The organism is Haliea sp. E1-2-M8, assembly GCF_030649675.1.
GTDB lineage: Bacteria > Pseudomonadota > Gammaproteobacteria > Pseudomonadales > Halieaceae > Haliea.
Window position 1 is genome coordinate 19,653 of sequence record NZ_JAUTDR010000037.1, and the last position, 8,507, is coordinate 28,159.

At 55.8% G+C, this 8,507-nt stretch carries 6 protein-coding genes and 2 pseudogenes; 3 read left to right on the top strand and 5 right to left on the bottom strand.

All coding sequences use genetic code 11. The features are described from left to right. Positions 1-122: 122 nt before the first annotated feature. The 3 genes and pseudogenes from Q6D67_RS20090 (at position 123) to Q6D67_RS20100 (ending at position 3,638) form a co-directional block, all read left to right on the top strand. Positions 123-1,631, top strand: a complete 1,509-nt coding sequence (locus Q6D67_RS20090; RefSeq protein WP_304707463.1) for an FAD-dependent oxidoreductase — start codon at positions 123-125, stop codon at positions 1,629-1,631. A 195-nt stretch (positions 1,632-1,826) separates the two neighbouring features. Continuing rightward, the gene (locus Q6D67_RS20095) at positions 1,827-2,162 is read left to right on the top strand and encodes a DUF4286 family protein (RefSeq protein ID WP_304707464.1); all 336 of its coding nucleotides are present in this window, start codon (positions 1,827-1,829) and stop codon (positions 2,160-2,162) included. A 316-nt stretch (positions 2,163-2,478) separates the two neighbouring features. Then, positions 2,479-3,638: pseudogene (locus tag Q6D67_RS20100) on the top strand (IS3 family transposase). Positions 3,639-3,693: 55 nt separating this feature from the next. Here the strand turns inward: Q6D67_RS20100 and Q6D67_RS20105 are convergent. The 5 genes and pseudogenes from Q6D67_RS20105 to Q6D67_RS20125 form a co-directional block, all read right to left on the bottom strand. Further along, positions 3,694-4,644 (bottom strand): annotated as a pseudogene (locus Q6D67_RS20105) (IS5 family transposase). 129 nt (positions 4,645-4,773) lie between these two features. Further along, positions 4,774-5,391, bottom strand: coding sequence for a TetR/AcrR family transcriptional regulator (locus Q6D67_RS20110; protein ID WP_304707465.1), 618 nt, complete (start codon positions 5,389-5,391; stop codon positions 4,774-4,776). A 188-nt stretch (positions 5,392-5,579) separates the two neighbouring features. After that, a complete protein-coding gene (locus Q6D67_RS20115) occupies positions 5,580-6,827 on the bottom strand; it encodes a hypothetical protein (protein WP_304707467.1) in 1,248 nt (415 codons plus the stop codon). 115 nt (positions 6,828-6,942) lie between these two features. Then, the gene (locus Q6D67_RS20120) at positions 6,943-7,347 is read right to left on the bottom strand and encodes an EamA family transporter (protein WP_304707469.1); all 405 of its coding nucleotides are present in this window, start codon (positions 7,345-7,347) and stop codon (positions 6,943-6,945) included. Between the two features lie 53 nt (positions 7,348-7,400). Beyond that, complete coding sequence (locus Q6D67_RS20125; RefSeq protein WP_304707471.1) at positions 7,401-8,267, bottom strand: TIGR03619 family F420-dependent LLM class oxidoreductase; 867 nt, start codon at positions 8,265-8,267, stop codon at positions 7,401-7,403. Positions 8,268-8,507 lie beyond the last annotated feature (240 nt).

Consider the following 8,507-nt stretch of genomic DNA (forward strand, 5'->3'; position numbering starts at 1 on the left):
GGCATCAATGTATGGAATGGTGACCTCCCTGGTCGCTACACTTAATCTAATATCGGTCAAGGATATTTTTGGATTCAAGCTACTGTGATCGTCAGCCGTGGCCATTAGTCGAGGAGTTCAATATGAGCCAACAACTACCACCGAGTAAAATCCGTTCATTTGAGGCCGTTGGTGATTTTTTTGCCAGTACTGATGTATTGGTGTGCGGCTACGGCGGCGCAGGTGCTTCAGCGGCGCTGGAAGCCGCACGGCAGGGCGCCCGTGTGTTGATAGTTGAGCGCGCCAGTGCCGGCGGGGGTTCCACAGTGATGTCCAGCTGTGAGATGTATCTCGGTGGCAGTGGCGGCACCGCACTGCAGAAAGATCTCGGGCTGGAAGATAGCACGGAAAACATGATTGCCTACCTTACCGAGGCGCTGGGCGAATACGGCGATGCAGAAAAGATCCGAATTTATGCGGAGGGCGCAGCAGCGCACTTCGACTGGGTGGAGTCACTGGGTGTCAGCTACAAGCGCGCCGCGTTTCTTGAGCGCACGGTGGTGCCGCTGACAGACGAATCGCTGCTCTACACGGGTAACGAGAAGGCCCATCCTTTTAACAAGGTTGCGGAACCGGTGCCACGGGGCCACGTGCCTTCCAGGGAAGGCGATGAAGGTGGCAGGATTTTTATGGAAGCCCTTATGCAGCATGTGGTTGATGCGGGCGTTGATATCCTGCATGACACGCGCGCAACCGCTTTGCTCACAGACCGGGAGGGGCGGGTTCGCGGCGCTATTGTCCGTCACGAAAATCGAGACGTGGCAATTCGCGCGGATCGGGGCGTCATACTCAGCACGGGCGGCTTTGTGATGAATGAGAGTATGACCAAACGCTATATGCCAGAGGTTCATTCGTATGCCGTTGGATACGGCAACACATTCGATATGGGCGATGGCATTGTTTTGGGAATGGCGGCAGGCGGAGTCGCGGTAAATATGGAGCAGGCATTCCTCTCCTTTCCGCTCTATCCACCGGCAAAGCTCACTTACGGGATTCTCTTGAATCAGTATGGTCAGCGCTATATCAATGAAGATTCCTATTTGGCGCGTTTGGCCTGGTATTCCTGCCAGCAGCCAAAGAAACGCTTCTATCTGCTGGTGCAGAATGAAGACTTTGAGCCTTCGGACTACCTGGAACGCCCTCGCCTGGTGGCGAGTGGCGAAACGATCGCAGAACTCGCGGCAGAAGCGCCTTTTCCTGAAGGTGTGTTGGAACAGACCGTGAGCTACTTCAATTTGCATGCGGCAGCTGGCAAAGATCCCTTGTTCCATAAAACGGCGGAGTGGCTGAAGCCGCTTACCAAGGGGCCCTACGCGCTGGTGGAATATTCTGCAGAGGAAATGAGGGCTGTGATCATGCCCGGCACGTCAGGCCCACTGATGTTCACGTTGGGTGGGCTGCAGACCCGACCATCGGGCGAAGTACTGAACATCGATGCCGAGGCTATTCCTGGCTTGTATGCGGCTGGCCGCGCCAGCGCAGGCCTTCCACGCACGGCGCAAGGCTATGCCAGTGGCATGTCGGTTGGTGATGCCACATTTTTTGGTCGCCTGGCAGGTCGCAGCGCAGCGCTGGCGAACGTTGTAGAGTAAGTCTGCATTGCTTTCTGGACATTGTGTGGTGATCTACCAGACTCCAATGCCGTAGACTAAGCTGAGGACAGAACATCTTCTTGTGAGACCGATAATTGAGCAGGATAGGTCATCAGCAAGTTTTCACATCGTGGCAGCTTTGGGTTTTCAAGACCACGTCTGCCCCAGCTTTTTAGTCAACATCAGGAGTTTAAAGTGGAAAAGTATATTATCGCTGTATACAGCAACCCGACTGAAGGGAATGAAGACGCTTACAATCAATGGTACAGCGACACTCACCTCGCCGAAGTGTTGCAGGTGCCGGGTTTTGTCGCAGCACAACGATTTAGGGTGGACGCAGATCAAGCACCTGAGCCGACAAAGCATAAGTACCTTGCAATCTATGAAATTGAAGCAGATGAATCCATGGACGTTTTGCAAGTACTCGGCCAGGCGAGCGCAGAAGGGAAAATTGGTTCCAGCGACACACTGGATTTAACGGATATATCCACCACAATCTACAAGCCCATGACCAGGAGAGTATTGGCATAATGACAATATGGGTTTATCTGTCTGTGAATCGGTTATCCAATCCAGACTGGCTGAGAATCTCGGTAGCCGCGGCTTGGTGGTAGGCCTGATCGTGGTGGCCTTTGGCACCAGCCCACCGGAGCTAGTGGTCAATGAATTTATCTAAGGAAGCTCTGAACAACCGATGATTTCAGGCGCACAGAGCTCAAAATGGTGATTTTTGGTCATACACTTCCCAGTTTTGGGGTTTTCCTTGCCTCGCTGCCGGGTAATTTGATCCTGCCCACCAGTGATGGACACCGACTGAAGCGAGTAAACTACGCTACAGAGGTGAATCATGACAAAGCAAACAGGAAAGAAATCAACACCGCGGCGGCAACAAGCCCCGGAGTTCCGGGCCGAAGCGTTGGCCCTGGCGGAAAAAGTCGGAGTGGCCAAGGCCGCCAAGGAGCTTGGGCTGCACGAATCACAGCTGTATAGCTGGAGAACAAAGGCTCGGGTAGCTCAGGATCGGTCCGAGGTAGAGCAGGAACAGGCCGTCGAGATTGCCCGACTCAAACGCCAGTTGGCTGAGCAGGCAGAGGAACTCGCCATAGTAAAAAAGGCCACATACTTCGCCAAAAGCCTGAAGTGAAGTATGTGTTTATGGATCAGCATGCAGGCAATTTCCGAGTGACGACGATGGGGCGAGTACTTGAGGTGTCCCGCAGCGGCTTCTATCGGTGGCGCGAGCGGCAACAGCAGCCCTCGCCCCGCCAGGAAGAACGACGCCATCTGGATGAGGTGGTGAAGGAGGCCTTCGAGCGCAAGAAAAGTCGTTACGGTTCGCCACGATTGACCCTGGATCTGGCGGACGCCGGCCACCAGCATGATCGCAAGACGGTGGCCAACAGCCTGCGTCGCCAGGGTTTACGGGCAAAGGCTGCGAAAAAATTCAAAGCAACGACAAACTCCAACCACGATCTGCCAGAGGCACCGAATCTGTTGAATCAAGATTTCACCGCGACAGCACCAAACCAGAAATACGTGGGTGATATCACCTACCTGTGGACCGACGAAGGCTGGCTCTACCTTGCCACCGTCATTGACCTGTACTCACGCATGGTGGTGGGCTGGGCTATGTCAGAGCGCATGACGGCGCAGTTGGTCTGCGACGCGCTGATGATGGCTCTGTGGCGTCGCGGCATGCCCACCGGTGTCATTGTGCACTCCGATCGCGGCAGCCAGTATTGCTCAAAAGCCTACCAGACGCTGCTGGACGAGCATGGCCTGATTTGCAGTATGAGCGGCCGAGGCAATTGCTATGATAACGCCTGCGCCGAGAGCTTCTTCCATTCTCTCAAGGTGGAAGCAGTCCATGGCGAACGCCTCGGCACCCGGGAGGAGATGAGGCAAACGGTATTCGAGTACATTGAAGTGGACTACAATCGAGACCGCCGACACAGCGCCAATGGCAATATCAGCCCGTCGGCGTTTGAGGCAAAACTGGTCGCTTAGGGACGTGTCCACTGTTGGTGGGCAGGATCAATTCCCGTGCAGCGGGCGCACTAACCTATGTTGCCAGATACGGCCTGGCGCGCAGCAGGTTGCTGAACGCTGCGAGCACTATCAATCGGTTGTGATTTTTCTGCATGCCCCGGTAGCGGACTTTGCTGTAGCCGAAGATCCGCTTGATGGTCAGAAACGGATGCTCGACCTTGGCCCGGATACTGGCCTTCATCCTCTCAACCTCATGCAGCAGACTGCTCTCGGGGAGTTAGGCGCGGCGTCCGAGACGCATGGCGACCTCCCAGTCGACCGGGCGGTCCTTGTGTTCCTCGCGCTTCTCAATGCCTGTATATCCAGCATCTCCCCAGACCGTTTTCTCTTCTCCGTGCAGCAGCTGATCCGCTACGGTAATGTCACTGACATTGGCCGGAGTCGTCGCCACACTATGGATCAGGCCAAAGGTCTCATCGACGCCGATGTGCATCTTCATACCAAAGTGCCATTGGTTTCCCTTCTTGGCTTGATGCATCTCAGGGTCGCGCGCATTGTCGCTGTTCTTGGTCGAGCTCGGTGCGGCGATGATCGTCGCATCCACGATGGTGCCTTCCTTGAGTACCAAACCTTCATCAGCCAGGTGCTGGTTGACGGTATCGAAGATGACCTGACCCAGACCACGCTTCTCAAGGAAGTGCCGGAAGTTCAGGATAGTGGTTTCGTCGGGAATCCGCTCCAAGAGCCGCAGGCCGGCAAACCGGCGCATGGATTCCAGCTCATAGAGCGCGTCTTCCATGGCTGGGTCACTGAGGTTGTAGAACAACTGCAGGCAATGCACCCGCAGCATGGTCGGAAGCGGGTAAGGCGGGCGACCATTCTCACCCCTGGGATAATGCTTGCGGAGCTTCTTCTCCAGCTTGGCCCACGGAATGAGAGCCTCCACGCGCTCCAGGAAGATTTCTCGCCGGGTTTTGCGCTTCTTGTTGGCAAATTCAGCTTCGGCGAAGGTCATCTGGGTCATGCTGACATCCTGTTGTTGGGGCATGGCGTATTATCGCAAAAATCCAGACTTATTCAGAGTATCCCTAATTGCCAGCCCCGCGGGCTCGATTCTAAAATCGACATAGCGTGACGAAGAAGCAGAACGTCTCTACAGGTTTTTCGACGTTCCTGATTCGATTGCCGTCACCACAAAACGGTCAATCACTCGGGCTAAGCGTTTTTTTTCCACCGGGAACTGAATAAAAGAAAAAATAACTCTGGCCGTCCACGCTATAATCTCTTGTAAACTTATATCGTGATTAATCTCTCCATTGAGGCGTGCGTTCTCGAATGGACCGCGTAATACTATCTCCCAGTATCCGAATATTTTTGGGGATGTGATAAATTTCATACCTGTTTCGCCAGTATTGATTGAGCTCATCAACATTGTGTGTCCCGGGACTCTGGGGCCGTATGTAACCACGTATAAAATGATACTTTTAATTAAGGCAGGGAAACACTCATCCTTATCTTTTAGGTAGGACTGCATTCGTGTAAAAAAAACTAAAGCCTGTTCGTCAACAACTTCCTGGACGATAGCGTGCTTATTCGGAAAGTATCGATAAACCGTACGCCGAGAAATATGAGCTTTCCGGGCTATATCGTCTAGTTTTGTCGCCGTGACGCCCTTCTCTGCGTAACAAGCCCTTGCCGCATCAAGAATGATGTCTCGCCCGCACTCCACATTGTCCTGCCGAGTCTGTTGACCCCAGCGATTCCGCTTCATCTTGCTATCCGTAGATAAGGTGTACTACCACTATATTGCACTATAGGAATCTATGACATAGGAAAGCACATGCAGACGGTGGACGCTTTTGCAAGTAGGTGTCGCGGACTGCGTGCTTGCTGCGCGGCACCAATTTCGCCCACTAAGTATTTTCCAATCCATAAATGAGTCTAAAGGCCGGTGTTGAGTCAGCCTGTGCTGAGGGACCGTCCATGGATGATTTTGAAGAGTGTTTGGCGGGCCTTTTGTAGTTGGTCCGCCGCCTGGTTGTCGCTGATCTGGTGGGCAACCTCGTCGAGTATTTCAAAGGTCACCCCCGGTTTCAAATAGTCTTTGGCATCGGGCAGTGACTTGAGCTTGTCGTACGGGGTCATGAGGTTCTCATAGCGGTAAACCTTGCGCTCTTTGCCCTTGGCGTTAGTAAGGGTTTCCGGGAAGAAGCAGGGTCGGTGGAAGTTGAGATAGGGGTTCAGGTGCTGTCGATTGAACTCGTTGATCAGCGGCGCCCAGCGTTGGGGAATATGGCTGTAACCGAACTGTTTCCGCACCACCGCCGCGTTCTTGCTTTCCGCCAGCGCATTGTCGTTACTGTGCCGAGAGCGCGACTTGGTGAACTCGATACACAGCTTGTCCAATAGATCAGCGACCTGGCTGTTGATGTATTCCGAGCCGTTGTCTGAGTGGAAGCCAAGCAGGGTGAAGGGGAAGGCCTCCAGCATCTCTTGCAGTCCGGGGATCAGGTACAGTTCACTGATCTTCTCGACGCTGCAGACGACTTCAAACTGTGTTTCCTCATCGACAGCATTGATATGATAAACCCCCTTCTGCTTGTCCTGATCGCCTTGGTGGACGGTGTCGATACGGATGTAGCCGGGCTTGCCGTTGGGCCGGGGTTTGCGCCGCTCACCGATACTCGACACCTTGGGCCGGGTCTTTTCGAAGTGACGCCGCTGTCGGGTGTAGGTCGTCGTCTGGCGGAGGTTGTACAGGTGGCTGACCGAGATTGTCGCCAGCCGCTCATACTCCGCTTGGCCAAATACCCGATAAGCACGCTCACAGAGCTTTTTTACGGCGGGGCCACAGGGTGTCTCGTGACGCTCGTCCATGGCCGCCAGCAGGCGAATGTCCTCAGTGGAGTAACGGGAGGCAAAGCCCGCTACGGTTCGCTGGCGGCGCTTCAGCTGCCCGGTATCGCGGTACTGGGCGACCAGTCGGGTTATCTGCTGGCGGGAATAGCCGCTCACCTTCATCAGGTAGCGGATCACCACCCCCTTGTCCGGCCGGGCAGAGGTCAGGTAGCGGAATCTGACCAGCTCCCCCCCCTGTATCCAGCGGTAGCTGGCATCCTTGTCTCCCAAGACCGAAAAGGCTACCGCCTGGGTGCCCGACAGGAAATCCCGCAGCTGGTCTGTGGTGGTCAAATCGTCGAGCTTCATGATGGTTTTCATCCCCCATCATGAACGGATCCCGAGTAAGCTTCAGACTCATTTCATATTGGAAACACCCCGGGCCTTCAGACTCACTTCATGTTGGACAAGGCTACTGCTGGACTCAGGCAAAAAGGGCGTTTATTCTTCTTATACTTGGAAGGCGCAGGAAGATCGCGCCGTTGACCATGTTAAGAATCACCATGGTCGAGAACACCACCGCCACCAGGCCGCTGGCCAGCTCCGCCGTGGCGTGATAAATGAATATATAGTTGCCGCTGAACAGGCACAGGCCCTGCAGGCAGACCATGACATGATCCCGCCGCGACAGCGGCAGCAGGCGCCGGCGCAATACCAGGTAGAGGAATATGAGCAGGGCGGCCAGCATGGAGCGGTGGGCGATGGACACCATGGGCGCCACGGTGCCAAGCTGGAACTTGATGGCGATCCAGGTGGAACCCCAGATCACCACCGTGATGGTGTACAGCAGCAGATTGTTCATCGGCAGCGGCCAGCGCAAAGCGCGCACTTTAGCGCATCCGCGGGCCCGGGCCTATGCTGGAGGCGAACGCCGCCGCGGGATCAGCGCTTGAGGAACTCGCCCGCGTACCAGTTCAACATGGCAATCTTTTCGTCCAGTGGCTTGTCGGGCTCCATTTCATAGACGTTGCGGAAGCCGATGATCACATCGCTGACACCGATTTCCTCCAGCTTGCGGATACCTGCCTCGGTGAACGCGTCCTGGCCGGTGGTGAATATCCGGAAAGGACGGTCACTGGTGCCGTATTCAGCGCGCATTTCATGCAGGCGGCGGATGTACCCCTCCAGCTGCTGCATGTCGGCGCCCGCGCACATCCAGCCGTCACCGACCTTGGCTGCCCGGCGCAGCGCCGGCTCCGCATGGCCCCCGACCAGAATGGGCGTGGGCGCGGTGGGCGCCGGGCACATCTTGATCGCAGGCAGCTTGTGGATTTCACCGCTATAGCCAAAGAACTCGCCCGTCTCCAGGCCGCGCAGGATGTCGATCTGCTCATCCAGGCGCAGGCCGCGCTTCTCCCAGGGCACATCACAGACCGCGAAATCCTCCTCCCAGGGGCTGATGCCGACGCCGAAATCAAAGCGGTTGTGGGACAGGGCCTGAATGCTCTGGACCTGCTTCGCCACGACAGCCACCTGGCGCACTGCCAGCTTGTAGACGAACGTGGCGAAACGAATCTTTTCGGTAACAGCGGCCATGGCCGCGACCGCAATCAGGCTTTCAAGAAAGGGCACGCTTTCCAGAAACTCGCGGCTCCCATCCTTGTTGTAAGGATATTTGGAGCTGGCCTCCTGTGGGTAGCAGATGCTGTCGGGAATGGTGATGCCATCGAAACCCGCCGCTTCCGCCGCCTGCGCCAGGGGCAGATAGTGGTCGCCATCGCTCATGCCGATCTGGTAGCTGAATCTCATGCTCGTGCTCCTGTCTTTTGATTGGATGGCCGCCCTTCGGCGTCCTCTACTGTCATCGCCATTACTGTAACCGCCTTGAGGGCAGTGGTCATCGCCCGGTTGAAAATAGCCCCGGCTGGCCTCAAATACTGAACTTGGTACCCTGACGGGGTACTGACCCTCGAGCAGCTATCGCAAGGACGCGGATCATGCCCCACGCTGCGGCGGTCAGGACCGCCACCCGGGACCGGGATGCTGGTC

Coding starts and splice junctions, on each gene's coding strand:
- Q6D67_RS20125 (WP_304707471.1), bottom strand. CDS start 8,267: ATGAGATTCAGCTACCAGATCGGCATGAGCGATGGCGACCACTATCTG.
- Q6D67_RS20115 (WP_304707467.1), bottom strand. CDS start 6,827: ATGAAGCTCGACGATTTGACCACCACAGACCAGCTGCGGGATTTCCTG.
- Q6D67_RS20110 (WP_304707465.1), bottom strand. CDS start 5,391: ATGAAGCGGAATCGCTGGGGTCAACAGACTCGGCAGGACAATGTGGAG.
- Q6D67_RS20090 (WP_304707463.1), top strand. CDS start 123: ATGAGCCAACAACTACCACCGAGTAAAATCCGTTCATTTGAGGCCGTT.